Genomic DNA, 25,561 nt, shown 5'->3' on the forward strand with positions numbered 1-25,561 from the left:
GCTCGGACCGGCCAGCGCCTGCTCGCGCAGGACGTGCAGTTCGGCGACGCGGCCACGTGCGTCGGTGGGCTCGCTCGGGATCTCGTCGACAAGGGTCATGTACCGACCCTACGAAGTCGACCAAGGAAACCCCGCCGTCGACTCCGTACAGTCTCGCGTGTCGATTCCTGGTGGGGCCGGACAGAACCGGGGGGAGCACGGAGCGAGTCCACAGCCCGGAACCCCCTTTGATTGTGGAGACCCCATAAAAGTCAGGCCCCGCCGCGCCGCCGCTGCGCCATCCGGGGGAACCTCGCCAAGGAAAGTTGAAACTTGAAGGGAATGGGGTTACCGTCATTCTCGTTGAAGGTTCAACAACATCCCGGCAAGGAGTGTCACACCATGGGTCTCTTCGGCCGCAAGAACACCGAGTCCGCCGTCGCCACCGCCACCCTCCCCGTGGACCCGGCCCTCGCCGCCCTGACCGGCGAGTACACCATCGACCCGGCGCACAGCAGCATCGGCTTCACCGTCCGTCACGCGATGGTCACCAACGTCCGCGGTTCCTTCGCCGAGCACGAGGGCACGCTGAAGCTGGACGGCACCGACCCGTCCGCCTCCAGCGCCTCCCTCGACGTCCGGATCGCCTCCGTCGACACCGGCATCGGCGACCGCGACGACCACCTGCGGGGCAGCGACTTCTTCGACGCCGAGCGGTTCCCGCTGATGACCTTCCGTTCCACCGAGGCGGAGCGCCTGGGCGGCGACACGTACCGGATCACCGGCGACCTGACCATCAAGGACGTCACCCGTCCGCTCTCCATCGACCTGGAGTTCAACGGCGCCGCGACGGACGTGTACGGCAACGAGCGCGTCGGCTTCGAGGGCTCCGCCGAGATCCTCCGCTCCGACTGGGGCCTGACCTGGAACGCGGCCCTGGAGGCCGGCGGCGTCATGGTCAGCGACAAGGTCAAGCTGAACTTCGACATCTCCGCCGTCAAGGTCGCCGCCTGACCCCTCCCCGCGTCTCCCCGCAGGACCCCGGACGCACGAGCGCGCCCGCCCTCCGCGATCACAGCGGACGGCGGGCGCTCGGCGTTCCGGGGCGGCGCCGACCCGGGCCCCGGGTCCCGGGTCGGCCCCCGGCTCAGTCCCGGGCCCGGGCCGCGGCGACCACGGCCTCGATCAGCCGGACGTTCTCCGGCGCGCCCGGGCCGCCCATGAAGGCGAAGCGGCGGCGGGTGTAGCTGTAGGAGAGGCCCGTCTCCGGGTCGGCGAAGGACTGTGTGCCGGGGGCGCCGCTGTGGCCGACGGCGAGCGGGCTCAGGGAGGGGTAGACGGTGGCGAGCGGGACGAGGCCGAGCCCGAAGGCGTTCTCCTCGCCCGTCACGAGGTCGGTGCCCCGGGAGTGGATCCGGGCGGACTCGGCCAGCGTCCCGGCGGTGAGCAGCGGGGGCCGGCCGTCGAGTCCGGCCGCCACCGCCGCGTACAGCCGGGAGAGGCCCCGCGCGGTGCCGACGCCGCCGCCGGAGAGCGGCGAGCCGACGTGCACGGCACGGGAGTTCCCGTACTCCACGAGGTCGATCGGGGGTTCGGAGGTCAGTCCGAAGGCGACGGCCATGAGGCTGTCGGCGGCGATCGGGTTCTCCTCCAGGAAGGCCCGCTGCACGGGGGTGGGCGCCATCGGCAGCGCGGGGGCGAAGCGGGCTTCGAGCTTCTCGGGGAGGCCGAGGTGGTAGTCGAGGTCGTACGGCACGCGCAGCCGCTCCTCGTAGTGCTCCTGGACCGTGCGGCCGGTGGCCCGCAGGACCACCTCGCCGACCAGGGCGCCGAAGGTGAGGCCGTGGTAGCCGTGGCCGGTGTCCGGCTCCCAGTACGGGCGGTGGGCGGCGAGCCGGGCGGCGACCACCCGGTCGTCGGCCAGCTCGTCGAGGGTGAAGCCGCCGTCGACCCCGATCGACCCGGACCGGTGCGCGAGCAGGGCCCGCAGGGTGATCTCCCCCTTCCCCTCGGCCGCGTACTCCGGCCACCAGGAGGCCACCGTCCGGTCGAGGTCGAGCGCCCCCTCCTGCACGAGGAGGGCGACGACCAGGGAGGTGACCCCCTTGGCGGAGGAGTAGAGGGCGAGCAGGGAGTCCCCGTCCACGCCGTCCCCGCCCCAGAGGTCCACGACCGGCCGGCCGCGGTGGTGGACGACGAGCTGCGCGCCGCCGTCCCGCGCCTCGTCCGCGGCGATCCCCGCGAACACCTCCCGTACGGCCTCGAACCCCGGCTCCACCGTGCCGTGGACCTCGCTCATCGCGTCCTCCCCCTCTGTCCGTGATCATGTGACGCTCACCTGAACCGCCGGGAGCGCCGTCCCATTCCCCCGGGCCGGACCGCTCACCGGGCCTCGCCCGCCGGGGCGTTGTCAGTGGCGGCCGTTAGCGTCGGCCGTATGGAAATCCGTATCGACAGCGGCGTGTTGACCGATGCCGTCGCGTGGGCCGCGCGCGTGCTGCCCGCCCGCTCGCCGATGCCCGTCCTCGGGGGGCTGCTCCTTGAGGCGTCCGAGGGCGGTGGGCTGAGCGTGTCCGGGCTCGACCACGAGGCCTCCGCCCGGGTGGAGGTCGAGGCCGAGACGGTGGTCGCCGGGCGGGCGCTTGTGCTCGGGCGGCGGCTGCTCGACATCTGCAAGGTGCTGCCGCGCGGGCGGACCGAGGTGGTCGTGGAGAGCGGCCGGCTGTCGGTCACCTCGGGCGAGGTCCGCTTCGGCCTCTCGCTGCTGCCGCTCGACGCCTATCCGGCCGCTCCGCCGCTGCCGCCGGTCCTCGGCGAGGTCGACGGGGCCGCCTTCGCGGAGGCGGTCGGCCAGGTCGCGGCGGCGGCCGGGCGGGACGACTCGCTGCCGGTCCTCACCGGGATACGGATCGCGCTGGACGGCCCCGTGATGACCCTGGCCGCCACGGACCGCTACCGCTACGCGGTCCGCGCCCTGGAGTGGCACCCCGCCGCGGCCTCCGCGGAACCGGCCGACGTGGTCGTCCCGGCCCGCCGCCTCACCGAGACCGCCCGCGCCTTCGCGGCCGGGGGCCGGGCCCGGATCGGGCTCGACGCGGGCTCCATCGGCTTCGAGCGGGACGGGCTGCGCACCACCACCCGGCTGCTCGACGGCCGGCTCCCCCGCCACGACAAGCTGTTCGCCCTCGGTGACCACGCGGTCGCGGCCACCGGCCGGGCCGCGCTCGTCGAGGCCGTGCAGCGGGTCGCGGTGGTCGCCGAGGGCGACAGCCCGGTCCAGCTCGCCTTCGACGGGACGGCCCTCCGGCTCCGGGCGGGATACGAGGACGACGTGGCCTCCCAGCGGCTGCCCGCCGCACTCGACGGCGCCGAGGCGATGACGGTCGCCTTCAACCCGGGCTATCTGCTCGACGCCCTCACCCGGTTCACCGCCCCTGAGGTACGGCTCCACCTGCTCGGGCCCGGCCAGCGCGCCCTCCTGACCGACGGCGAGGACGGCCGCCACCGGCACCTGCTGATGTCGGTGAAGCCGCTGGTCTGAACCGCCCGCGGAGGTCTCAGAAGCCTCCGCCGCCGAAGTCGCCGCCTCCGAAGCCGCCGAAGTCGCCGCCCCCGCCGAAATCGCCGCCGCCTCCGAAGTCCCCTCCGCCGCCGAAATCTCCTCCGCCGCCGAAGTCGTCGCCCTGGAAGTCGGGGCCGCCGTACTCGGTGGCGTAGGCGGGGGTGGAGAGGGCGGAGCCGAGGAGGGTGCCCATGAGGAGGCCGGGGAGGAGGCCGCCGCCGAAGTAGCCGCCCGCCCAGGGGCCGTAGGCGGGGCCCGCCTCCCAGTAGGGGCGGCGGCCGGTGTCGGTCTCGACCGTGCGGGCCTGCGGGTCCTCGCCGTCGTCCAGGCGGGCCGCGTCGGCCGCGCAGACCGGGACCTCGCGGGCCGCCCCGGCGGCCGGGGCCCAGGTGCGGTCCTCGGTGGACGGGCCGTGGCGCGGGTCGAAGAAGCACGGGGGCCTGCGCTCGGGCAGCGGGCGGGAGTCGCGGCGGGCGTCGAGCACCGCCAGGGCGTACCGGCCGTCGTCCAGGGCCTGGGTCACCCCGCGTACGTCGTGCGGCCGGGTCGCCGAGCCCATCAGGGACTTCGCCCGGTCGTAGGAGTCGAGGGCCCGCTCGTAGTCGGCGCGCATCGCCTCGTCGGCGCCGGCCTCGGCGGGGTGGAAGTCGAGCCGTTCCAGCTCCTCGCCGAAGGCGGTGATGTCCTCGTCGACGACGACCCGGAGCCGCTCCAGGGCGGCCCGCTCCTCCGCCTCCTTGCGCTTCCGCTTGCCGCGCACCACCGCGTAGGCGCTCGCGCCGCCGACCGCCGCGACCGCGCCGAGGGTGACGAGACCGGCCACCGGGGCGCCGGGGTCCTGGGCGCCTCCGGCCCAGGCGGCGGGCGCGGAGCCGCGCATGGCGGGCAGGGCCTGGTCGGCGAAGGCGTTCAGTTCGGTGGCGGCGTCGGCGCCGGGCCGGTCGACGGTGGCGACCATGTTGGTCACCGCGGCCGGTGACAGCACCCGGCTGTCGCTCTTCGCGTCGAACCGGTCGCCGAGCCGCACCGCGTACACCCCGGCGATGCCGGTCTGCTCCCGCAGGTTGTCGATGAGCCCCTGCGGCGGGTACTGCGCGCCCTCCGGCAGCACCGCCACGAAGAGGGGCTTGTCCGCGTCCTCGATCCTCTGCGCGAGGGCGTCCGCCTCGGCCTGCGAGAGCTGGTCGGCGGCGCCGGGGTCCACGTAGACGGGGCCCTGTCGCAGGGCGGCGGCCGCGTCGGGTATGCCCGCGGCCCTGGCTCCCGCCGATGCGGGGGCCAGGGCCAGGAGCAGCAGGAGGACAAGGCCGGCGAGGGCCGGCCACAGCGCTATCGCCCTGATCCTCATGGTTCAAAATTACCCGAATGGGCTAGAACTAGACATATTGGGCGAAGGTCATCGGGGAGTCGTCATTCGGCGGGGTCCACCCCGGCCCGCAGCAGGCCGTAGGTGAAGGCGTCCTCGATGGCCTGCCAGGAGGCCGCGATCACGTTCTCGCCGACGCCGACGGTCGACCACTCGGCGTTGCCGTCGCTCGTGGTGATGAGGACGCGGGTGGTGGACTCGGTGCCGTGCCGGCCTTCGAGGATGCGGACCTTGTAGTCGACCAGCTCGAACTTGGCGAGCTGCGGGTAGATCCTCTCCAGGGCGACCCGCAGGGCGCGGTCGAGCGCGTTGACCGGGCCGTTGCCCTCGGCGGTGGCGAGCATCCGCTCGCCCTTGGCCCACAGCTTGACGGTGGCCTCGTTGGCGTGGGTGCCGTCGGGGCGGTTCTCGGTGATCGCCCGCCAGGACTCGGTACGGAAGTAGCGCCGGGCCCGGCCCTCGGCCTCGGCCCTGAGCAGCAGCTCGAAGGAGGCGTCGGCGGCCTCGTACGTGTAGCCCTGGAGCTCGCGCTCCTTGACCCGCTCGACGACCCGGGCGATCAGCGCGCGGTCGCCGCCGAGGTCGACGCCGAGCTCCTTGCCCTTGAGCTCGATGGAGGCGCGGCCCGCCATGTCGGAGACGAGCATCCGCATGGTGTTGCCGACCAGCTCGGGGTCGATGTGCTGGTAGAGGTCGGGGTCGACCTTGATGGCGGAGGCGTGCAGGCCGGCCTTGTGGGCGAAGGCGGAGACGCCCACGTACGGCTGGTGGGTGGTGGGGGTGAGGTTGACGACCTCGGCGATGGCGTGCGAGATCCGGGTCATCTCGGCGAGGGCGCCCTCGGGCAGCACCTTCTTGCCGTACTTGAGCTCCAGGGCCGCGACGACGGGGAAGAGGTTGGCGTTGCCGACCCGCTCGCCGTAGCCGTTGGCGGTGCACTGCACGTGGGTGGCGCCCGCGTCGACGGCGGCGAGGGTGTTGGCGACGGCGCAGCCGGTGTCGTCCTGGGCGTGGATGCCGAGCCGGGCGCCGGTGTCGGCGAGGACGGTGGCGACGACGGCCTGGATCTGGGCGGGCAGCATGCCGCCGTTGGTGTCGCAGAGGATGACGACGTCGGCGCCGGCCTCGTGCGCGGTGCGGACGACGGCCTTGGCGTAGTCGGGGTTCGCCTTGTAGCCGTCGAAGAAGTGCTCGCAGTCGACGAAGACCCGGCGGCCTTGGGCGCGCAGGTGGGAGACGGTGTCGCGGACCATCTCCAGGTTCTCGTCGAGGGTGGTGCGCAGGGCCAGTTCGACGTGCCGGTCGTGGGACTTGGCCACCAGGGTGATCACCGGGGCGCCGGAGTCGAGCAGCGCCCTGACCTGCGGGTCGTCGGCGGCGGTGCCGCCGGCCCTGCGGGTGGCGCCGAAGGCGACGAGCTGCGCGTTCCTGAACGCGATCTCCTGCCGGGCGCGGGCGAAGAACTCGGTGTCGCGCGGGTTGGCTCCGGGCCAGCCGCCCTCGATGAAGCCGACGCCGAACTCGTCGAGGTACCGGGCGATGGTCAGCTTGTCCGCGACGGTGAGGTTGATGCCCTCACGCTGGGCTCCGTCGCGGAGCGTCGTGTCGAAGACGTGGAAGCTGTCGTCGGCCGGGCCGGCGCCCGGGCGGGGGTTCTCGCCGTTCTCGGTGGTCATGACTGTGTTGGCTCCTGTCGGATGTGGCTCCGGAAGGTCTGGATCCACTTGCCCCCATTCTCACGCGCCGTCCGTCTCCGGCGTGGGTGGGGCCGGAAAACGAAAAAACCCCTCGCGGGTGCGAGAGGTCTGCGCGCGGGTCTGGGGCACGGTGGCCGCTGCCGCGGGGGTGGGGTCCCGGGGTTCAGCGGTCACTGCGGACCGGCGCGCCGCTGCCGATAATCATCGTGGTAGCAAGCACGCTCGCAGTCTGCCACAGGCCCGCGCGGCCCCGGACCCGGATCTCACGATGCGGAATCCGGGACGCGGGCGCCCCGAGGCGGAACATGGTGACGGTCACGGTCACGGCATGAGGGTCTCGTCGATGAACTCCCGCACCTGCGCGAGGACCTGGCTCCGTCCCGTACCGGGCAGTCCGACGGCGACGTGCACGCTGTAGCCGTCCAGGAGGGCGCGCATCCGGGTGGCGAAGCGGTCCGGGTCCACGCGCCGGAACTCGCCGCGCGAGACGCCCTCGGCGAGGATCGCGACGAGGTCCCGGTGCCAGGCCCCCTCGATGGCGGCCTGGCGGGCGCGGGCGTCCTCGGCGGCGTTCTGCGAGCGGTTCCAGACCTCCAGCCAGAGCGTCCAGTGCGGGTCGCGCGGCCCGTCCGGCACGTACACCTCGACGTATCCGTCGAGCCGCTCGCGCACGGTCCCCGGCCGGGAGAGCAGCGCTCCCCGCTCGGCCCCGAGCCGCCCCTCGCTCCACTCCAGCGTCTGGAGCAGCAGTTCGTCCTTGGTGCGGAAGTAGTAGAGCAGGTGGCCGCTGCTCATCCCGACCTGCCGGCCGAGCCCGGCCATGGTCAGCCCGTCGAGTCCCCGCTCGGCCACGGTGTCCATGGCCGCCGCGAAGACGTCCTCGCGGGGCGGGGCGGGGTGGTTGCGCCGACGGGGCGCGGGGGCCGGGACCGGGTCGTTGCTCTGACTCACTCGTATGTTCTACACCGCCGGCTGCTGCTGGGTGATGCAGTGGATGCCGCCGCCGTTCGCGAAGATCGGGCGGGCGTCGACCAGGGTCACCGTGCGCTCGGGGAAGAGGCGGCGGAAGATCTCCGCGGCGACCTCGTCGTTCGGGTCGTCGAAGGAGCACAGGACCACGCCGCCGTTGCACAGGTAGTGGTTGATGTACGAGTAGTCGACCCAGTCGCCCTCCTCGTCCTTCAGGACCGTGGGGGCCGGGACCTCGATGACCTCCAGGGGGCGGCCCTGGGCGTCGGTCTGGGCGCGGAGGAGTCCCACGTACATCTTCGAGCGGACGTAGTCGGGGTGCGCCGGGTCCTGCTGGCTGTGGACGAGGACGGTGCCGGGGCGGGCGAAGGCGGCGACGATGTCGACGTGGCCCTGGGTGCCGTACATGCCGTAGTCGCCGGCGAGGCCGTGCGGGAGCCAGATCGCCTTGGTGGTGCCGAGCTTGGCGTGGATCTCCTGCTCGACCTGTTCGCGGGTCCACTCCGGGTTGCGGCCCGAGCCGAGCTGGACGGTGTCGGTGAGGAGGACGGTGCCCTCGCCGTCGACGTGGATGCCGCCGCCCTCGTTGACGAGTGCGCTGCTCAGCACCGGTACGCCGGCCGCGTCCGCGACGTGGCGGGCGATCTTGGAGTCGTGTTCCCAGCTGGCCCAGTCCTGGGCGCCCCAGCCGTTGAACACCCAGTCCACGGCGGCCAGTCGGCCCTGCTCGTCCTTGACGAAGGTGGGGCCGATGTCACGCATCCAGGCGTCGTCGAGCTCGCGCTCGACGAGGTCGACGTCGTCGCCGAGGAGCGCGCGGGCCGAGTCGGCGTCGCCGGGGGCCACCACCATCGTGACCGGCTCGAAGGCGCGGACGGCGCGGGCCACCGAGGCCCAGGCGGTACGGGCCGCGGCCAGCTCCTCCTCGTCGGTGAAGGTGGCGTTGGGGCTGGGCCAGGCCATCCAGGTGCGCTCGTGCGGGGTCCACTCGGCGGGCATGCGGTACGTCATGGCAGGGAGTCCTAGAGGAAGTAGAGGCGGTTGAGGGAGACGGACTCGGCCGCCTCGGAGCGGATCGGGGAGCCGTCGAGCGAGACGAGGCCGGTGCGGCCGTCCACCTGGACGTCGCCGGTGCGGGAGTTGAGGAGGAGGTCGGCGGGGCCGATCCCGCGGGTGCCGCGCACGGGGACGCGGCGGCGCCGGGTCGGCATCCGGTCCCCGCCGAGGTCGACGGCGGCCTGCGCGACGAAGGCGACGGAGAGGTCCGCGGCGGTGGCGCCGTGGGCGCCGAACAGCGGGCCGAGGACGAGCGGTTCGCAGGTGTCGGTGGCGGCGTTCGGATCGCCCACGACCCCCCACGCGGGGAAGCCGGCCTTCAGGACGAGCTGGGGCTTGGCGCCGAAGAACTCGGGCCGCCACAGCACGATGTCGGCCAGCTTGCCGACCTCGACCGAGCCGATCTCGTGGGCGAGGCCGTGGGCGATCGCCGGGTTGATGGTGAGCTTGGCCAGGTAGCGCAGCACGCGCGCGTTGTCGTCGTGCGCGCCGTCGCCCTCCAGGGGACCCAGCTCGGCCTTCATCTTCCCGGCCATGGCGAAGGTCCGGCGTACGGTCTCGCCGGCCCTTCCCATCCCCTGCGCGTCGGAGGAGGTGATCCCGATCGCGCCGAGGTCGTGCAGGACGTCCTCCGCGCCCATCGTCCCGGCCCGGATCCGGTCGCGCGCCATGGCGGCGTCGCCGGGGAGGTCGGTCTTGAGGTCGTGGACGGAGACGATCATCCCGTAGTGCTCGGCGACCGCGTCGCGGCCGAAGGGCAGGGTGGGGTTGGTGGAGGAGCCGATGACGTTCGGCACGCCCGCCATCTTGAGGACGTTGGGGACGTGTCCGCCGCCGCAGCCCTCGATGTGGAAGGCGTGGATCGTACGGCCTTCCAGGACGGCGAGGGTGTCCTCCACGGAGAGGCACTCGTTGAGGCCGTCGCTGTGGAGGGCGACCTGGACGTCGTGCTCCTCGGCGACCCGCAGGGCGGTGTCCAGGGCGCGGGTGTGGGCGCCCATGTCCTCGTGGACCTTGAAGCCGGAGGCCCCTCCCTCGGCGAGCGCCTCGACCAGCGGGGCCGGGTCCGAGGACGAGCCGCGCGCCAGGAAGCCGATGTTGACCGGCCAGGCGTCGAAGGCGTTGAAGGCGTGCTTCAGCGCCCAGGGCGAGTTGACGCCGACGCCCCAGACGGGACCGAACTCCTGGCCGATGATCGTGGTGACGCCGCTGGCGAGCGAGGCCTCCATGATCCGGGGCGAGAGCAGGTGGACGTGGGTGTCGACGGCTCCGGCGGTGGCGATGAGGCCCTCGCCGGAGACGATCGAGGTGCCGGTGCCGACGACGACGTCGACGCCGTCGAGGGTGTCGGGGTTGCCGGCCCGGCCGATGGCGTGGATGCGGCCCTCGCGGATGCCGACGGAGACCTTGCGGATGCCCTGGACGGCGTCGATGAGCAGGACGTTGCTGATGACGACGTCGCAGGTCTCGCGGACGGCGGCGGCCTTGAGGTGGAGGCCGTCACGGGCGGTCTTGCCGAAGCCGGCCAGGAACTCGTCGCCGGGCCGCTGGGAGTCGGACTCGACGCGGACGACGAGCCCGGAGTCGCCGAGGACGACGCGGTCGCCGGCCCGGGGGCCGTGCACGGAGGCGTACTCGTACGGATCCATCAGTGGCCCTCCTCGTCGGACGGGGTTCCCAGGTAGCCGCAGGCGGCCGCGCGGCGCAGCGCCTCCTCCTTCGCGCCGGGCGCGTCCAGCGGCCCGTCGACGAGACCGGCGAAGCCGATGGCGACGCGGGCGCCGCCGATCGGGACGAGCCCGACCTCGGCGGAGCCGCCCGGGTCGAAGCGGAAGGAGGCGCCGGCGGGGATGGCGAGCCGCATGCCGTAGGCGGCGGCGCGGTCGAAGTCGAGGCGCGGGTTGGCCTCGAAGAAGTGGAAGTGGGAGGTGACGCTGACCGGGACGATAGCGGTGTTCCGCACGGTCAGGGTGAGCGCGGGCTCCCGCTCGGGGTGGTCGGGCCCGGGCAGCAGGGCACCGGGCGCGCCGGCGCCGAGCGAGCCCCCGCCGATCGGGTCGGTGACGACGGCGAGCCGGGAGCCGTCGTCGAAGACGGCCTCGACGTGGACCTCGGTCACGACGTCGGCGACGCCGGGCAGCACGTCCTCGGGGCCGAGGACGGAGCGGGCCGCCTCGATGGCCTCGGCGAGCCGCCTGCCGTCGCGGGCCGCCTCGCAGACGGTGTCCGCGACGAGCGCGGTCGCCTCGGGGACGTTGAGCCTGAGACCGCGGGCCCGGCGGGCGCGGGCGAGCTCGGCGGCGCCGAAGAGCAGCAACCGGTCGCGTTCCGTGGGGGTCAGTCGCACGACCCCATCACCTCCTGCGTGAACGACATGCCCGGACGACATGTTTGAGCGACACTCTAAATGGTGAGACCTGGACTTCCAAGCATTGACGCCACCATCTGGCGTGGGTCACATTGAATGTAGTTGAGCGTCACTCTAAATCCCCCCACGCCACCTCAGTGCCCCCGCACCCCCGTCCCCCATCCCCCGGGAGTCCCCATGGCGATAGAACAGCGCGGAGTCGACACCATCCCCGAGGCGGAACGCACCAGCGGCCCCCGCGACCTCGTCTCGATCCTGCTCGGCTCCAACCTCTGCCTGGGCGTGATCGTCTTCGGCTGGCTGCCGGTCTCCTTCGGCCTCGACCTGTGGGCCTCGGTGACCTCCGTCGTCGCCGGCACCCTCGTCGGCGTCGCCGTCACCGCCCCGCTCGCGCTGGTCTCGCTGCGTACCGCCACCAACCTCTCCACCTCCTCCGGCGCCTTCTTCGGCGTCCGCGGCCGGCTCGTCGGCTCGGTGGTCGGCCTGCTGCTCTCCCTCGGCTACACCGCGCTGACCCTGTGGATCGGCGGCGACGTGATGGTCGGCACCCTGGAGCGGCTGGTCGGGCTGCCCACCGGCGGCACGGCGCACGCCCTCGTCTACGCGCTGCTCGCCGCCCTCACCGTGGTCGGCGCCGTCTACGGCTACCGGCTGCTGCTCAGGCTGAGCCAGGCCCTGGCGATCGGCATGACCGTGCTGCTCGCGATCGGGCTCGTCGCCTACGCCGGGGACTTCACCACCGCCGCCGTGCCGGACACCCCGTACCTGCTCGGCTCGTTCTGGCCGACCTGGCTGCTCTCCGCGGTCGCCGCCGGACTCAGCGGCCCGGTCGCCTTCATCACCCTGCTCGGCGACTACACCCGCTACATCTCGCCCGCGAAGCACAGCCCGAAGAAGGTGTGGCGGGCCACCTGCCTGGGGCTGACGGTCGGCCTGCTCGTCCCGCAGCTCTTCGGCACGTACACGGCGCTCGCCGCCCGCGGCGGCCTCGACTACGCCGGACCGCTCGTCGCGGCCTCGCCCGCCTGGTACCTGGTGCCGCTGCTGCTCGCGGCCACCGCGGGTTCGGTCGGCAACGCCGGTCTGATGCTGTACTCGATGGGCCTCGACCTCGACGCGATCCTGCCGAGGGCGACCCGCGCCCGCGCCACCCTCGTCGTGGCGGCCGTCGCCACCGCGTTCGTCTTCCTCGGCCACTTCGCCTCGGACGCGCAGACCGCGATGACCTCCTTCGTGCTGCTGCTCACCGCGATCGGCACGCCGTGGGCCGTGGTCACCCTGATCGGGCACCGGCGCTGCCGGGGCACGTACGACGCCGAGGCGCTCCAGGTCTACAACCGGCGCTCGCGCGGCGGGATCTACTGGTTCACGGCCGGCTGGCACGCGCGCGCCACCGCCTCCTGGGCGATCGGCGCGGCGGTCGGCCTGGCCGCCGTCTCGACCCCGCTCTACGAGGGCCCGCTGCTCGCCCTGACCGGCGGGATCGACTGCAGCTTCGTGCTCTCCGGGCTCGTGGGCGGCGTGCTGTACGCGGTGCTCACCCCGGCGGAGAAGAGCGCGCCCGCGGCGGACCCGGCCCCGGACGCGGAAGCGCCCGGGACGGTGACCGCCCCGGGCGCCCTGATGGACTGACCGTCCGACTGAGCGACTACCGGCCCAGCTCGTGCATCCAGCCGTGGACGTCCTCGGCCTTCCCGGTCTGGATGGCGAGCAGGGCCTCGCGCAGCTTCATGGTGACCGCGCCGGGCTCGCCGCCCGACTGCTGCCACTCGCCGCGGGCGGACTTGACCGTGCCGACCGGGGTGATGACGGCGGCGGTGCCGCAGGCGAAGACCTCGGTGAGGGTGCCGTTCGCGGTGTCCTCCTGCCACTGGTCGATGGAGACGCGGGCCTCCTCCACCTCGTGGCCGAGGCCGGCGGCGAGGGTGAGGAGGGAGTCGCGGGTGATGCCCTCCAGGATGGAGCCGGTGAGGGTCGGGGTGACGATCCTGTCGCCGTACACGAAGTACAGGTTCATGCCGCCGAGTTCCTCGACCCACTTGTGCTCGACCGCGTCGAGGTAGCAGACCTGGTCGCAGCCCTTGGCCGCCGCCTCGGCCTGGGCGAGCAGGGAGGCCGCGTAGTTGCCGCCGGTCTTGGCGTCGCCCATGCCGCCGGGGACGGCGCGGACGCGGTCCTCGGAGGCCCAGATGGAGACCGGCTTCACGCCGCCGGGGAAGTACGGTCCCGCCGGGGAGGCGATGACGACGAACAGGTACTCGTTGGCCGGGCGGACGCCCAGGCCGACCTCGGTCGCGATCATGAACGGGCGCAGGTAGAGCGAGGACTCACCGCCGTGCGCCGGGACCCACGCCGCGTCCTGGCGGACCAGGACGTCACAGGCCTCGATGAAGGTCTCGACCGGCAGCTCGGGCATGCCGAGGCGGTGCGCGGAGCGCTGGAAGCGGCGGGCGTTGGCGTCGGGGCGGAAGGTGGCGACCGAGCCGTCGGGGCGGCGGTAGGCCTTCAGGCCCTCGAAGATCTCCTGGGCGTAGTGGAGGACGTTGGTCGCCGGGTCCAGGGAGAGCGGGCCGTACGGCACGAGCTGACCGTCGTGCCACCCACGCCCCTCGGTCCAGCGGATGGTGACCATGTGGTCGGTGAAGTGGCGGCCGAATCCCGGGTTGGCCAGGATCGCCTCGCGCTCCGCCGTGGACAGCGGGCTGGAGGAGGGCTTGAGCTCGATCGTGGGCTTGGTCATGTGCGTGTCCTTCACCGGTTGTGTGGGTCGGACCGCGCCCACGGCGTGCCCGCATGCCGCGGCCCCACGTTCGATTATCGCCCGGGGGGAGCGGCGGAGGAAACGGGTGTACGCGGCGCGGGTGCGCGCGGTCCGGTGATACGGAGGGTAGGGGGTCCGGCGCCCGGCGGCCGCGTACGACGAGGACAGGTACGACGAAGGCCGTGTACGACGAAGCAGCCGCCGGGCGTCTGGACGACCCGGCGGCTGCTGTGTGGTGTCAGTGGCGCGCGGGTCAGCTCGCTACTCGCGCGGCGAGCGCGTCGCCGATCTCGTCCGTGGTGCGGACGGTGTCGCCGCGCTCGGTGAGGTCGGCCGAGACGGCCTCCTCGACCCGGGCGGCCTCGGCCTCGTAGCCGAGGTGGCGCAGCAGGAGGGCGACGGAGAGGACGGTGGCCGTGGGGTCGGCCTTGCCCTGGCCCGCGATGTCCGGGGCGGAGCCGTGCACCGGCTCGAACATGGACGGGAACTCGCGGCTCGGGTTGATGTTGCCCGAGGCGGCGACCCCGATGCCGCCGGAGACGGCCGCGGCGAGGTCGGTGATGATGTCGCCGAAGAGGTTGTCGGTGACGATGACGTCGAAGCGGGCCGGGTCGGTGACGAGGAAGATCGTCGCGGCGTCGACGTGCAGGTAGTCGGTGGTGACCTCGGGGAACTCGGCGGCCACCTTGTGGAAGATGTTCGTCCAGAGGTGGCCGGCGAAGGTCAGCACGTTGTTCTTGTGGACCAGCGTGAGCTTCTTGCGCGGGCGGGCCTGGGCGCGGGCGAAGGCGTCCCGGACCACGCGCTCGACACCGAAGGCGGTGTTGACGGAGACCTCGGTGGCGACCTCGTGCTCGGTGCCCTTGCGGATGGTGCCGCCGTTGCCCGTGTACGGGCCCTCGGTGCCCTCGCGGACCACGACGAAGTCGATCGCGGGCTGGCCGGCGAGCGGGGTCGCGACGCCGGGGAGCAGCTTCGAGGGACGCAGGTTCACGTGGTGGTCGAAGGCGAAGCGCAGCTTCAGCAGGAAACCGCGCTCCAGGACGCCGGACGGGACCGACGGGTCGCCGATCGCGCCGAGCAGGATGGCGTCGTGCTTCTTGAGGGAGTCGAGGTCGGCGTCGGTGAGGGTCTCACCGGTGGCGTGGTAGCGCCGGGCGCCGAAGTCGTACTCCTCGGTCTCCAGCTTCACGTCCTGCGGAAGCACGGCCGTGAGGACCTTGAGGCCCTGGGCCACGACCTCCTGACCGATGCCGTCGCCGGGGATGACTGCGAGATTGATGCTGTGAGACATGGCGGCACCCTACTCTTCGTCCCATCGTCTGACACGCTTCGTCCACCATGTGGACGAACGGACAGGCGTGCGGGGGTTCCGGGGAGACCCTGGGAGGCCCCTGGGGGTCAGTGGCCGGTGGCGCCGCCGTTGTCACGGCGGTCGAGGGCGCGCTGGAGGGCGGCGGCGGCGTTCTGCCGGGCCTCGTCGCTGGGACGGGCGACGGAGTGGCGGACGCGGGGGGCGGTCTGAGCGGCCATGAGGGATCGACTCCTTGAGATCAGTGGTGATCCGGGCGTGCGGAGATCAGTGGTGATCGAAGGCGCCGGAAGGGGCGGGGAGCGCCGCCGCAGGGGTTGCCTGCGCAGGGGCGTCGCGCTCTCGGCCGCCATTCGCTGATGAAGCGAGACGTTCGGCTTCTACAAAGCTAGGTCAGGGACCCGTGTCTGTCTCCACAATTACTCGGACTTCCTACTATCTGAGACGGCTCCGGGAAGGCGGGGCCGCCGGAGGTCACCCGGCGACGGCCCGCAGCGCCCGGATCAGGGCCCGCACGGCGGGGGAAGAGGCCAGCTCCGGCGTGGTGACGTAGCCCACCGAGCGCGTCGGGCGCTCCGGTCCGAGATCGGTGATCCGCACCGAGGGCGGCGCTCCGACCAGGGAGAGCTCCGGCATCACGGCCATCCCGAAACCGGTGCTCACCATCGAGAGCACCGCTCCGTCGTCCTCGGCCTCCACGGTCGCGGGCGGCAGCCACTCCTGCCGGGCCCACCACTCGCGGGTGTACGAGGTGCAGTTCTCCGTCCAGTCGATCAGCGGGAGCGTGCGCGGCGCCGGATGCCCGGCGGGGTGCACCAGGGCGTACCCCTCCTCCAGGAGGACGCCGCCGACCAGCTCCGGCGGCACCGGCGAGCTGGTGCCGAGCGTCGCGATCCCCAGGTCGGCCCGCCCGTCGAGGACCTCACCGGCCGTGCCGCGCCCCACCTCCCGTACGATCCGCACCTCGGGCACGAGCTCCGGGTGCCGCGCCGTGAGCCGCCCCAGGGCCCGGGGCAGCAGGTGCAGGGCGGCGCTGCGGAAGGCCGCGATCCGCAACGGTCCGGCGGGGGCGGCCGGTCCGCCCGCCTCCGCGCCGCGCACCTCGGCGGCCATCACCTCCAGGAGCCGCAGCACCCGCCGGGCGTACGCGAGGGCCCGCTCCCCCGCCGGGGTCGGGGTGGCGCCGGTCCGGCCGCGCTCGAAGAGGACGGCGCCCAGCTTGCGCTCGCTGCCGCGCACCGAGTGCGAGACGGCGGACTGGGTCATGCCGAGGGCGACGGCGGCGGCCGAGAACCCGCCCTCGCGCCCGACGGCGACGAGCACCCGCAGCTCGTGCGGGCCAAGGCCGGCGTCCGCGCGTGCCGCGGCCCCCCGCTCCTCGTTCATCCGAAACCCCACTCCCACCTGCGTCCATGAGGAACTTTCATGGATCCCCCGTAGCCATCGACGCTACCCCCTGCCCGGCCCGCCGACCGCCTCCTACCGTCGGCGGCATGACGAACGACACCATGATCACCGTCCGGCAGACCGCCCGTCCCGTCGGCTTCCCCACCCCCGACCTGTTCTCCTTCACGGAGTCCCCGCTGCCGGAGCCCCGGCCGGGCACCGCGCTCGTCGAGAACCTCCTCCTGTCGGTCGACCCCTACCACCGCGAGGCGATGGACACGGACGAGCTGTGGGCCCTGGGCTCCCCGATGGAGGGCCGCACCCTGGGCCGGGTGCTCGACTCGCGCGACCCGTCGCTGCGCCCGGGCGACCTCGTCCTGCACCGCGAGGGCTGGCGCACCCACGCCGTGGTCGCGCCGGACGGGGCCCGTCGGGTCCCGGACCTCGGCCCCGGCGTCCCGCTCGCCGCGCACCTGAGCCTGCTCGGCGGTACGGGCCTGTCGGCCTACGTGGGCCTGACCCGGATCGCGAGGCTCCAGCCGGGCGAGGACCTGTTCGTCTCGGCGGCGGCCGGCGGGGTGGGCACGGCGGCGGGACGGCTCGCCCGGCTGCTCGGCGCGGGACGGCTGGTGGGCAGCACGGGTTCGGCGCGCAAGGCGGCGTACCTGACGGAGGAGATCGGCTTCGACGCGGCCTTCGACCACCACGAGGGGCCGGTCGCGGAGCTGCTCGCGAAGGCCGCGCCCGAGGGGATCGACGCGGCGCTCGAAGGGGTGGGCGGCGAGCACCTGGAGGCCGCGATCGGCGCGCTGCGCGAGCACGGCCGGATCGCCTGGGTGGGCGCGGTGGGCCAGTACCACTCTCTCTCCGCTCCCCCGGCGGCCCCGCGCAACCTCTTCGACCTGGTCGCGAAGAGCATCCGGCTCGAAGGCTTCCTGGTCAGCAACCACGCGGACGCCCAGGAGGAGCTGTACGACCTCGTCGCCCCCCGCCTGCGCGACGGGTCGCTGACGCCCGACGTGACGGTGCGGGAGGGCTTCGAGCACATCGTGGACGCGTTCCTGGGGATGCTGCGCGGCGAGAACCTCGGGAAGATGCTCGTCGCCGTCTGAGCCGCCGCCCGAGCGCCGCCCGGACCGCCCCCTGTTCGCCCCCCTACCTAGATTGCTTTCCTACCTAGGTAGTGATGAGATGGACGCATGGCCGCAGACCGCAGATCCAGCTGGCTCAAGGGAGTCCTCGACCTGCTCGTCCTCTCCTGCCTGACCGACGGCGAGAGCTACGGGTACGAGATCGCGAAGGCGCTCGCCGGAGCCGGTCTCGGCGAGATCAAGGGCGGGACGCTCTACCCCGTCCTGAACCGCCTGGAGGAGGCCGGACTGGTCGAGGCCGAGTTCCGCGCCGCCGAGCGGGGGCCCGGACGCCGCTACTACCGGCTCACCGGCCCGGGCCGGGCGTACCTGGCGGCCGAGAGCGAGGCCTGGTCGGAGTTCCACCGGGCCGTACGGACGCAACTGCACACAGGGGGAACCGCGCCATGACCACCGAGACCACCGACGCCTACTTCGCCGCACTGACCGGCGCGCTGCGCGCCGCCGGAGTGCCCGAGGAGCAGATCGCCCGGACCACCGACGAGCTGCGCGGGCACCTCGCGGAGACGGGGACCGCGCCGGAGGAGGAGTTCGGTCCCGCCGAGGACTTCGCGGCCCGGCTCGGCGGTCCCGCCCCGGCCCCCGGCGAGCCGGACGAGGCGGCCGAGCGCTGGACGTGGACCGCCGACCTCTTCAACGACCGCCGGATGCTGGACGTCCACGGCGCCCAGGGCTGGGAGGTGGAGGGCCTGGACCCCGTCGGCCGCTTCGTCTGCCGCCGGACGCCCGGGACCGCGCTCGCCTGGGAGTACCGCCGCGAGGTGATCGCGGGCCGCAGGCGGAGCCGCGTACTCGACGAGCTGACGCCCGAGGGCTGGGAGCTGTGCGGCGAGTGGCTGGTGTACGGCTACTTCAAGCGGCCGCGCGCGGCGACCGCGGGACCGGCGGGCGCCCTGGAGGCCCCGCCGGCCGCCCCGCACCGGTGGCTGTTCCTGAGCCGCCGGGGCAAGGCGGTGCTCGCGGTCTGGTGCGTCCTGGTCGGAGGCGCGCTGACGGCGTTCTTCGTCGGGGCGCTCGGGACCTCCGGCCTCGCGATCGCCATCGCCCTCACGTCGATGTTCTCCGCCCTGTACACCTCCCACCTGGAGACGGCCACGGGCCGCGCCCGCCAGAAGGCCCCCGACCAGGAGTGACGTCACCTCACACCACGTCGCCGTCCCGCCAGTCGAAGACCAGCGGCCCGGCGGGGTCCGGCAGGGGCCGCGCCCCCGCAGGCCGCAGGAAGACGGAGCCCTCCTCGTCCGGGAGCCGGACGATCCCGTCCGGCGAGAGCACCTCGACGCGCCCCTCCCAGACCCGCCAGCCGCGCGCCCGGTAGAGCGCGGCGCCCTCGTCCGAGGCGGAGAGCGCCCCGAAGGCGTACGCCCCGTCGATCACCCGCTCCAGCTCGCCCATGACCGCCCCGCCGAGCCCCCTGCGGCGCAGCCCGGCCCGGACGGCGACCCCTTCCACGTACCCGACCCGGTGCGAGCGGCCCCCGTGGAGCACCCGGCGCATGACGACGGCGCCATGGGCGGCGATCCCCTCCTCGTCCTCGATCCAGGCGTGGACGCCGCCGAGGCCGTGGTCCCAGTCCTCGTCGCCGAAGTCGCCCTCGAAGGCGGCGTCGAGCAGCTCGCGTACGGAGCGGAGCCGGGCGGCTCCGAGTTCATGGGTGGGCGCGGTGCGCACGATCATGCGCCCACCCTTCCACACCCGCGGTGGGGAACTCGGGGGAATGGGAACCGCCCCCGTCCCCGGCCTGGGGGGACCGGGGAGGGGGGCGGTGATCAGGGGCCGCTCGCGCGGCGGGCGGGCGTCAGCCCATGTGCGGGTAGCCGTACTCGGTCGGCGGGACCAGCGTCTCCTTGATGGCGCGGGTCAGCGTCCAGCGCATCAGGTTCTGCGGGGCGCCGGCCTTGTCGTTGGTGCCCGAGGCGCGGCCGCCGCCGAAGGGCTGCTGGCCGACGACGGCGCCGGTCGACTTGTCGTTGATGTAGAAGTTGCCCGCGGCGAAGCGGAGCTTCTCCATCGTGTACGCGGCGGCGGCGCGGTCGTTCGCGATGACCGCGCCGGTGAGGGCGTAGTCCGAGACCGACTCCATCTGGGTCAGCATCTCGTCGTACTTCTCGTCGTCGTACACGTGCACGGCGAGGATCGGGCCGAAGTACTCGGTCGTGAAGACCTCGTTCTCCGGGTCGGAGCACTCGATGACCGTCGGGCGGACGAACCAGCCCTCGGAGTCGTCGTAGGTGCCGCCGGCGACGATCGTGCAGCTCGGGTCGGAGGACGCACGGTCGATCGCCGCCTTGTTCTTCGCGAACGCGCGGTCGTCGATGACGGCACCGATGAAGTTCGACAGGTCGGTGACGTCACCCATCTTGATGCCGTCGACCTCGGCCGCGAACTCCTCCTTGAAGCCGTCGTTCCAGATGGAGGCCGGGATGTACGCCCGCGAGGACGCGGAGCACTTCTGGCCCTGGAACTCGAAGGAGCCGCGGGTCAGCGCGGTCTTCAGGACGGCGCGGTCGGCGCTGGGGTGGGCGACGACGAAGTCCTTGCCGCCGGTCTCGCCGACGATCCGCGGGTACGAGCGGTACTTCTCGATGTTGGTGCCGACCGTCTTCCACAGGTGCTGGAAGGTCCGGGTCGAGCCGGTGAAGTGGATGCCGGCCAGGTCGCGGTGGTGCAGGGCCACCTCGGAGACGGCGATGCCGTCGCCGGTCACCAGGTTGATGACGCCCTTCGGCAGACCGGCCTCCTCCAGGAGCTCCATGAGGAGCACGGCGGAGTGGGTCTGGGTCGGGGACGGCTTCCAGACCACCACGTTGCCCATGAGGGCGGGGGCGGTGGGCAGGTTGCCGGCGATGGCCGTGAAGTTGAACGGCGTGATCGCGTAGACGAAGCCCTCAAGGGGGCGGTGGTCGAGGCGGTTCCACACGCCCGGGGAGTTCGCCGGCGGCTGCTCGGCCAGGATCTGGCGGGCGTACGCCACGTTGAAGCGCCAGAAGTCGACGAGCTCGCACGGGGTGTCGATCTCGGCCTGCTGGGCGGTCTTCGACTGGCCGAGCATGGTGGAGGCGGCCAGCGTCTCGCGCCACGGGCCGGCGAGCAGCTCGGCGGCGCGCAGGATGATCGCGGCGCGGTCGTCGAAGGACATCGCGCGCCAGGCCGGGGCGGCGGCCAGGGCGGCGTCGATGGCGTCCTGGGCGTCCTGCTGGGTGGCGGCGCGGAAGGTGCCGAGGACGGCCTTGTGGTTGTGCGGCTGGACGACCTTGAACTCCTCGCCGCCGCCCATGCGCTTCACGCCGCCGATGGTCATCGGCAGCTCGCGCGGGTTGTCGGCGAGCTCCTTGAGCTTGGCCTCCAGGCGGGCGCGCTCGGGAGAGCCGGGGGCATAGCCGTGCACCGGCTCGTTGACGGGAGTGGGGACCTGGGTCACGGCGTCCATGACGTACCTCTTCCGGGTGATTCCTTGGCTTCAGCCGAGGGGAACCGAAGCGCTGACATAGGTTGGGCAACGGTCAGGGCTTGACCGTCATGAGTCCGTTACGGCGGGCGAGTGAGAAGCCCCAGCAGGGGCGGAGTCACGAGTCTCTTAACTCCTTCGCGGGGACACGGCCTGGCTCAGCCGGGCGAGCGGCGTTGCCTGACACCAAGGGTGCTCCTGGGCGCCGGGCAACGTCGCTCACGCGATTCAGCCCTTCGTCAGGATCGACCGGACGAAGAAGAGCAGGTTCGCCGGCTTCTCCGCCAGGCGCCGCATGAAGTAGCCGTACCAGTCGGTGCCGTACGCGGTGTAGACGCGCATGCGGTGGCCCTCGGCGGCGAGACGGTTCTGCTCCTCGCTGCGGATGCCGTACAGCATCTGGAACTCGTACTCGTCCAGTTTGCGCCCGGCGCGGCGGGCCAGTTCCTGGCCGATGGCGATCAGGCGCGGGTCGTGCGAGCCGATCATCGGGTAGCCCTCGCCGTCCATCAGGATCTTCATGATCCGGACGTACGCCTTGTCGATCTCGGCCTTGTCCTGGATCGCGACGGAGGCGGGCTCCTTGTAGGCGCCCTTCACGATCCGCACGCGGGAGCCGTTGGCGGCGAGGCGGCGGGCGTCCTCCTCGGTGCGGAAGAGGTACGCCTGGATGACGCAGCCGGTCTGCGGGAAGTCCTTCCGCAGCTCCTCGTGGATGGCGAACATCGAGTCGAGGGTGGTGTGGTCCTCGGCGTCCAGGGTGACCGTGGTGCCGATCTCGGCGGCGGCCACGACGACCGGACGCACGTTGGAGAGGGCCAGCTCGTGGCCGCCCTCCCGTCGCCCGCCACCACCCTCAGCGGAGAGGCCTTCGGCCTCGCTCCCCTCGATCTTCAGGGACTGCCCGAACATCGACAGCTTGACGGACATCTCGGCGCGCTCGCCGAGGCCCAGCTCCTTGAGGCGGCCGATCAGCTCCAGGTAGGCGTCACGGGCGGCGTAGGACTGCTCGACGGTGGTGATGTCCTCACCGACGACGTCGAGGGTGACCTCCAGGCCGCGGGCGCTCAGGTCCCGGACGATCGGGACGACGTCGTCCACGGTCTCGCCGGCGATGAAGCGCGCCACGACCTGCTTGGTCCCGGGCGCGGCCGACACCAGACGGCGCATCTTGTCGCTGCGCGACGCGGCGAGGATCACGGGACCCAGCACGGGGCACCTCCACAGGGCCAAAGGTAGAACGGGGGCCATTACCGGTGACAGGGGTACGAACCGGGAACAGCACGGAGAACCACCGTGAAACCTAAGGATCGCTCCGATCCTGCGCCATCTACAGCTGTCACGCATCCGTGAGCACGCCCTCAGACATCTGTCTGAAGCGACCCGCCGACGGTGCGAGAATGGGGCCCGTGAAGGGCGATTACCAGGAGCTGGTGGACGAGATCTCGACGCTGCTCGGCACCCCGGCGACCCTGGAGAACCGGGACTTCGGGCTGATCGCCTTCGGGGCCCACGACAGCGACGACGACAGCGCGATGGACCCGGTCCGCACCCGCTCGATCCTGACCCGGAAGTCGACCCCGGCGGTCCGCGCCTGGTTCGAGGGCTTCGGCATCGCCCGGGCCACCGGCCCGGTCCGCATCCCGGCCGCGCCGGACGCGGGCGTCTTCCGCGACCGGATCTGCCTCCCCGTACGCCATCGGGGTGTCGTCCTCGGCTACGTCTGGCTCCTGGACGCCGAGCCGGGCCCCTCGCACGCCCGGCTCACCGCGGCGATGGAGGTAGCGGCCCGGATCGGCGAGCTGCTCGCCGACGAGGAGCGGGCCGGCGCCGACCTCTCCCGCGAGCTGCGGGCGGTCCTCACGGCGGAGCGCGGCTGGCAGTACGACATGGCCGTCGCCACCCTCCGTACGGCCCTGGGCCCGGACGCGGAGGGCCTGCACACCCTGGTCTGCGTGGCCCCCTGGACCGGCGAGGACGCCCCCTCCCCCCGTACGGTCCCCGGCGCGGCCGCGCTCTGCACCCTCCCGTGGCACGGCCCGGCCGGCCCGTACGCCGCCGGTCCGGCCCGTACCGGCGCGTCGAGGCGCCCCGCGGAGACCGGCGCCCCGGCCGGGAACCGTACGGTCCCGGCGTCCGGCCCCGGCGCCGCCCCGGCATCCGGCGGCGCGGGCCACCGCCGTCCGCCCGCCGGCGCCCCGGCGGATCCCGCGCAGGGCCCCAGCCCGGAGCCCGACGGCGGGTACGTCCCCGGGCCCGGCCCGCAGCGGGCGCTCGCCGTCCTTGTGCGGCTGCGGTCGGCCGACAACCTCTCCCCCGCCACGACCGCGGCCGAGCGGCTGCGGGGTGGGGCCGGTCCCGCGGCCGTGGCCGGGATCGCCGCGCCCCGGCGGGGGCTCGGGGAGCTCGACCTCGGCCGGCGCGAGGCGACCGCCGCCGCGCGCGCCGCGCACGCCCAGCCCCGGCTCGGTCCGCTCGCCCGGTGGTCCGAGCTCGGACCGTACCGGCTGCTCACCGCCCTCCCCGAGGGCGAGCCCGACCCGGCGGTACGGGCGCTGCTCGCCCCGGCGCACACGGAACTGGCCCGCACGGCCGAGGTGTTCCTCGATCACGCGGGCCAGGCGGGCCGCACGGCGGCGGCGCTCGGCATCCACCGGCAGACCCTCTACTACCGGCTCTCCCGGGTCGAACAGCTCACCGGCCTCGACCTGGACGCCGGGGAGGACCGCCTCCTGCTGCACATGGCGCTGAAGGCGGCCCGGCTGTGACCCGACACGAACCGGCCGTCGGCCGACCGTCCGAGACGGTCGGCCGACGGCCGGTTACGAGCGGGGCCGCGGGGGCTCAGACCAGGTTGACCGAGCGGGCCGAGGTGGCGCCGATCTCCGCGGCGATCTCCGCGATCACGGCGGCCGGGACGGTGTCGTCCACGGTGAGCACGACGAGCGCCTCGCCGCCCTCCTCCGTACGGGAGACCTGCATGCCCGCGATGTTCAGGCCGGCCTCGCCGAGGATCCGGCCGACGGTGCCGACGACGCCGGGACGGTCCTCGTAGCGCAGCACGACCATGTGGTCGGCGAGCGCGAGGTCCACGTCGTAGTCGCCGACGGCGACGATCTTCTGGAGGTGCTTGGGGCCGGCCAGGGTGCCGGAGACGGCGACCTCCTCGCCGCTGGAGAGCGTGCCGCGCACGGTGACCATGTTGCGGTGGTCGGGCGACTCGGAGCTGGTGGTGAGGCGGACCTCGACACCGCGCTCCTGCGCGAAGAGCGGGGCGTTCACGTACGACACGGTCTCGTCGACCACGTCCTCGAACACGCCCTTGAGCGCGGAGAGTTCGAGCACCTTGACGTCGTGCTGGGTGATCTCGCCGTACACCTCGACGTCGAGGCGGGCCGCGACCTCGCCCGCGAGGGCGGTGAAGATCCGGCCGAGCTTCTCGGCGAGCGGCAGGCCCGGCTTCACGTCCTCGGCGATGACGCCGCCCTGGACGTTGACCGCGTCCGGGACCAGCTCGCCGGCGAGCGCGAGGCGCACCGACCTGGCGACGGCGATGCCGGCCTTCTCCTGGGCCTCGTCGGTGGAGGCGCCGAGGTGCGGGGTGCAGACGACCTGGTCGAGCTCGAAGAGCGGGGAGTCCGTGCAGGGCTCCTTCGCGTACACGTCGAGGCCGGCGCCGGCGACCCGGCCCTCCTTGAGGGCGGAGTACAGCGCGGCCTCGTCGACGATCCCGCCGCGGGCGGCGTTGACGATGCGGACGCTCGGCTTGACCTTGTGCAGCGCCTCGTCGCCGATGAGTCCGAGGGTCTCGGGGGTCTTCGGCAGGTGGACGGTGATGAAGTCGGCGACCTCCAGGAGCTCGTCCAGGGAGAGCAGCTTCACCCCCATCTGGGCGGCGCGGGCCGGCTGCACGTAGGGGTCGTAAGCGACGATCTTCATGCCGAAGGCGGACATGCGCTGGGCGACCAGGACGCCGATGCGGCCGAGGCCGACGACGCCGAGGGTCTTCTCGCTGAGCTCGACGCCGGTGTACTTGGAGCGCTTCCACTCGCCGTTCTTCAGCGCGGTGTTGGCCTGCGGGATGTTGCGCGCGGTGGCGACGAGCAGACCGCAGGCGAGCTCGGCGGCGGTGACGATGTTGGAGGTCGGGGCGTTCACGACCATCACGCCGGCCTTGGTGGCGGCGGAGACGTCCACGTTGTCCAGGCCGACGCCGGCGCGGGCGACGACCCGCAGCTTCCTGGCGGCGGCGATGGCCTCCGCGTCGACCTTGGTGGCCGAGCGGATGAGGATGGCGTCGACGTCGGCGATCGCGGGGAGCAGCTCGGCGCGGTCGGCGCCGTTGCAGTGCCGGATCTCGAAGTCCGGGCCCAGCGCGTCGACGGTGGCGGGCGACAGCTCTTCAGCGATGAGTACGACAGGTTTCGAGCTCACGTGAGTCCTCACAGAGGCAGTGCGGACGGCCGTCCCGACGGCCGCAGGCGGTGGAGGGGGCTTGCCGCGTGA

General features: G+C 73.1%; 23 protein-coding genes. 7 read left to right on the forward strand and 16 right to left on the reverse strand.

The window, feature by feature from the left end:
* Positions 1-381 precede the first annotated feature (381 nt).
* Positions 382-993 (forward strand): YceI family protein, encoded by a 612-nt coding sequence (locus tag QK442_RS07845; protein WP_282693134.1) that lies wholly within the window; start codon positions 382-384, stop codon positions 991-993.
* A 133-nt stretch (positions 994-1,126) separates the two neighbouring features.
* Here QK442_RS07845 and QK442_RS07850 read toward each other — a convergent pair whose 3' ends face one another.
* Positions 1,127-2,278, reverse strand: a complete 1,152-nt coding sequence (locus tag QK442_RS07850; RefSeq protein WP_282693135.1) for a serine hydrolase domain-containing protein — start codon at positions 2,276-2,278, stop codon at positions 1,127-1,129.
* Between the two features lie 138 nt (positions 2,279-2,416).
* On the opposite strand from QK442_RS07850, the gene dnaN reads away from it, so the two are divergent.
* The gene (gene dnaN, locus QK442_RS07855; protein WP_282693136.1) at positions 2,417-3,520 is read left to right on the forward strand and encodes a DNA polymerase III subunit beta; all 1,104 of its coding nucleotides are present in this window, start codon (positions 2,417-2,419) and stop codon (positions 3,518-3,520) included.
* A gap of 16 nt (positions 3,521-3,536) precedes the next feature.
* Here the strand turns inward: dnaN and QK442_RS07860 are convergent, their stop codons facing one another.
* The 7 genes from QK442_RS07860 to ureA all read right to left on the reverse strand — a co-directional run bounded on the left by QK442_RS07860 (position 3,537) and on the right by ureA (position 10,976).
* Positions 3,537-4,889, reverse strand: a complete 1,353-nt coding sequence (locus tag QK442_RS07860; RefSeq protein WP_282693137.1) for a hypothetical protein — start codon at positions 4,887-4,889, stop codon at positions 3,537-3,539.
* 62 nt (positions 4,890-4,951) lie between these two features.
* The gene (gene cimA, locus QK442_RS07865) at positions 4,952-6,583 is read right to left on the reverse strand and encodes a citramalate synthase (protein ID WP_282693138.1); all 1,632 of its coding nucleotides are present in this window, start codon (positions 6,581-6,583) and stop codon (positions 4,952-4,954) included.
* A 184-nt stretch (positions 6,584-6,767) separates the two neighbouring features.
* Positions 6,768-6,929 carry a hypothetical protein gene (locus tag QK442_RS07870; RefSeq protein WP_282693139.1) on the reverse strand — a complete coding sequence of 54 codons (162 nt, stop codon included), beginning with the start codon at positions 6,927-6,929 and terminating at the stop codon, positions 6,768-6,770.
* Positions 6,926-7,465 carry a TetR/AcrR family transcriptional regulator gene (locus QK442_RS07875; protein WP_349239637.1) on the reverse strand — a complete coding sequence of 180 codons (540 nt, stop codon included), beginning with the start codon at positions 7,463-7,465 and terminating at the stop codon, positions 6,926-6,928. The genes QK442_RS07870 and QK442_RS07875 overlap by 4 nt, the downstream gene beginning before the upstream one ends.
* A 99-nt stretch (positions 7,466-7,564) precedes the next feature.
* A complete protein-coding gene (locus QK442_RS07880) occupies positions 7,565-8,584 on the reverse strand; it encodes an agmatine deiminase family protein (protein WP_282693141.1) in 1,020 nt (339 codons plus the stop codon).
* Between the two features lie 11 nt (positions 8,585-8,595).
* Positions 8,596-10,278, reverse strand: coding sequence for an urease subunit alpha (locus QK442_RS07885; RefSeq protein WP_282693142.1), 1,683 nt, complete (start codon positions 10,276-10,278; stop codon positions 8,596-8,598).
* Positions 10,278-10,976 carry an urease subunit gamma gene (gene ureA / locus QK442_RS07890; protein WP_282693143.1) on the reverse strand — a complete coding sequence of 233 codons (699 nt, stop codon included), beginning with the start codon at positions 10,974-10,976 and terminating at the stop codon, positions 10,278-10,280. The genes QK442_RS07885 and ureA overlap by 1 nt, the downstream gene beginning before the upstream one ends.
* 198 nt (positions 10,977-11,174) lie before the next feature.
* Between ureA and QK442_RS07895 the strand changes: the two genes are divergently transcribed.
* Positions 11,175-12,629 (forward strand): cytosine permease, encoded by a 1,455-nt coding sequence (locus QK442_RS07895; protein WP_282693144.1) that lies wholly within the window; start codon positions 11,175-11,177, stop codon positions 12,627-12,629.
* A 16-nt stretch (positions 12,630-12,645) separates the two neighbouring features.
* On the opposite strand, the gene QK442_RS07900 is transcribed toward QK442_RS07895, so the two are convergent.
* The 4 genes from QK442_RS07900 to QK442_RS07915 all read right to left on the reverse strand — a co-directional run bounded on the left by QK442_RS07900 (position 12,646) and on the right by QK442_RS07915 (position 16,456).
* Complete coding sequence (locus QK442_RS07900) at positions 12,646-13,737, reverse strand: branched-chain amino acid aminotransferase (protein ID WP_282693145.1); 1,092 nt, start codon at positions 13,735-13,737, stop codon at positions 12,646-12,648.
* Positions 13,738-14,011: 274 nt separating this feature from the next.
* Entirely contained in the window at positions 14,012-15,052 is a 1,041-nt protein-coding gene (locus QK442_RS07905) for a 3-isopropylmalate dehydrogenase (protein ID WP_282693146.1), read from the reverse strand.
* A gap of 107 nt (positions 15,053-15,159) precedes the next feature.
* On the reverse strand, positions 15,160-15,291 hold the full coding sequence (locus QK442_RS07910) for a hypothetical protein (RefSeq protein WP_282693147.1): 132 nt from the start codon (positions 15,289-15,291) through the stop codon (positions 15,160-15,162).
* Between the two features lie 253 nt (positions 15,292-15,544).
* A complete protein-coding gene (locus tag QK442_RS07915) occupies positions 15,545-16,456 on the reverse strand; it encodes a LysR family transcriptional regulator (RefSeq protein WP_282693148.1) in 912 nt (303 codons plus the stop codon).
* Positions 16,457-16,563: 107 nt separating this feature from the next.
* Here QK442_RS07915 and QK442_RS07920 point away from each other — a divergent pair, with 107 nt between their 5' ends.
* The 3 genes from QK442_RS07920 to QK442_RS07930 all read left to right on the forward strand — a co-directional run bounded on the left by QK442_RS07920 (position 16,564) and on the right by QK442_RS07930 (position 18,740).
* Positions 16,564-17,568, forward strand: coding sequence for an NADP-dependent oxidoreductase (locus QK442_RS07920; protein ID WP_282693150.1), 1,005 nt, complete (start codon positions 16,564-16,566; stop codon positions 17,566-17,568).
* A gap of 87 nt (positions 17,569-17,655) precedes the next feature.
* A complete protein-coding gene (locus tag QK442_RS07925) occupies positions 17,656-17,997 on the forward strand; it encodes a PadR family transcriptional regulator (RefSeq protein ID WP_282693151.1) in 342 nt (113 codons plus the stop codon).
* Positions 17,994-18,740 carry a hypothetical protein gene (locus QK442_RS07930; RefSeq protein WP_282693152.1) on the forward strand — a complete coding sequence of 249 codons (747 nt, stop codon included), beginning with the start codon at positions 17,994-17,996 and terminating at the stop codon, positions 18,738-18,740. Before QK442_RS07925 ends, QK442_RS07930 begins: the two co-directional genes overlap by 4 nt.
* Before the next feature lie 7 nt (positions 18,741-18,747).
* On the opposite strand, the gene QK442_RS07935 is transcribed toward QK442_RS07930, so the two are convergent.
* The 3 genes from QK442_RS07935 to QK442_RS07945 all read right to left on the reverse strand — a co-directional run bounded on the left by QK442_RS07935 (position 18,748) and on the right by QK442_RS07945 (position 22,267).
* Entirely contained in the window at positions 18,748-19,284 is a 537-nt protein-coding gene (locus QK442_RS07935; protein ID WP_282693153.1) for a GNAT family N-acetyltransferase, read from the reverse strand.
* A 121-nt stretch (positions 19,285-19,405) separates the two neighbouring features.
* Positions 19,406-21,037, reverse strand: a complete 1,632-nt coding sequence (gene pruA, locus QK442_RS07940) for an L-glutamate gamma-semialdehyde dehydrogenase (protein WP_282693154.1) — start codon at positions 21,035-21,037, stop codon at positions 19,406-19,408.
* A gap of 246 nt (positions 21,038-21,283) precedes the next feature.
* On the reverse strand, positions 21,284-22,267 hold the full coding sequence (locus QK442_RS07945) for a proline dehydrogenase family protein (protein WP_282693155.1): 984 nt from the start codon (positions 22,265-22,267) through the stop codon (positions 21,284-21,286).
* A 197-nt stretch (positions 22,268-22,464) separates the two neighbouring features.
* Between QK442_RS07945 and QK442_RS07950 the strand changes: the two genes are divergently transcribed.
* Positions 22,465-23,823, forward strand: coding sequence for a helix-turn-helix domain-containing protein (locus QK442_RS07950; RefSeq protein ID WP_282693156.1), 1,359 nt, complete (start codon positions 22,465-22,467; stop codon positions 23,821-23,823).
* 76 nt (positions 23,824-23,899) lie between these two features.
* Here the strand turns inward: QK442_RS07950 and serA are convergent, their stop codons facing one another.
* Positions 23,900-25,489, reverse strand: coding sequence for a phosphoglycerate dehydrogenase (gene serA, locus QK442_RS07955; protein ID WP_282693157.1), 1,590 nt, complete (start codon positions 25,487-25,489; stop codon positions 23,900-23,902).
* Positions 25,490-25,561 lie beyond the last annotated feature (72 nt).

The sequence above is a fragment of the Streptomyces sp. CC208A genome, assembly GCF_030010625.1.
GTDB lineage: Bacteria > Actinomycetota > Actinomycetes > Streptomycetales > Streptomycetaceae > Streptomyces.

Coding starts and splice junctions, on each gene's coding strand:
- QK442_RS07895 (WP_282693144.1), top strand. CDS start 11,175: ATGGCGATAGAACAGCGCGGAGTCGACACCATCCCCGAGGCGGAACGC.
- QK442_RS07930 (WP_282693152.1), top strand. CDS start 17,994: ATGACCACCGAGACCACCGACGCCTACTTCGCCGCACTGACCGGCGCG.
- QK442_RS07885 (WP_282693142.1), bottom strand. CDS start 10,278: ATGGATCCGTACGAGTACGCCTCCGTGCACGGCCCCCGGGCCGGCGAC.
- QK442_RS07880 (WP_282693141.1), bottom strand. CDS start 8,584: ATGACGTACCGCATGCCCGCCGAGTGGACCCCGCACGAGCGCACCTGG.
- QK442_RS07925 (WP_282693151.1), top strand. CDS start 17,656: ATGGCCGCAGACCGCAGATCCAGCTGGCTCAAGGGAGTCCTCGACCTG.
- QK442_RS07900 (WP_282693145.1), bottom strand. CDS start 13,737: ATGACCAAGCCCACGATCGAGCTCAAGCCCTCCTCCAGCCCGCTGTCC.
- pruA (WP_282693154.1), bottom strand. CDS start 21,037: ATGGACGCCGTGACCCAGGTCCCCACTCCCGTCAACGAGCCGGTGCAC.
- QK442_RS07935 (WP_282693153.1), bottom strand. CDS start 19,284: ATGATCGTGCGCACCGCGCCCACCCATGAACTCGGAGCCGCCCGGCTC.
- cimA (WP_282693138.1), bottom strand. CDS start 6,583: ATGACCACCGAGAACGGCGAGAACCCCCGCCCGGGCGCCGGCCCGGCC.
- dnaN (WP_282693136.1), top strand. CDS start 2,417: ATGGAAATCCGTATCGACAGCGGCGTGTTGACCGATGCCGTCGCGTGG.
- QK442_RS07920 (WP_282693150.1), top strand. CDS start 16,564: ATGACGAACGACACCATGATCACCGTCCGGCAGACCGCCCGTCCCGTC.
- QK442_RS07910 (WP_282693147.1), bottom strand. CDS start 15,291: ATGGCCGCTCAGACCGCCCCCCGCGTCCGCCACTCCGTCGCCCGTCCC.
- QK442_RS07875 (WP_349239637.1), bottom strand. CDS start 7,465: ATGGACACCGTGGCCGAGCGGGGACTCGACGGGCTGACCATGGCCGGG.
- QK442_RS07845 (WP_282693134.1), top strand. CDS start 382: ATGGGTCTCTTCGGCCGCAAGAACACCGAGTCCGCCGTCGCCACCGCC.
- QK442_RS07850 (WP_282693135.1), bottom strand. CDS start 2,278: ATGAGCGAGGTCCACGGCACGGTGGAGCCGGGGTTCGAGGCCGTACGG.
- QK442_RS07915 (WP_282693148.1), bottom strand. CDS start 16,456: ATGAACGAGGAGCGGGGGGCCGCGGCACGCGCGGACGCCGGCCTTGGC.
- QK442_RS07905 (WP_282693146.1), bottom strand. CDS start 15,052: ATGTCTCACAGCATCAATCTCGCAGTCATCCCCGGCGACGGCATCGGT.
- QK442_RS07860 (WP_282693137.1), bottom strand. CDS start 4,889: ATGAGGATCAGGGCGATAGCGCTGTGGCCGGCCCTCGCCGGCCTTGTC.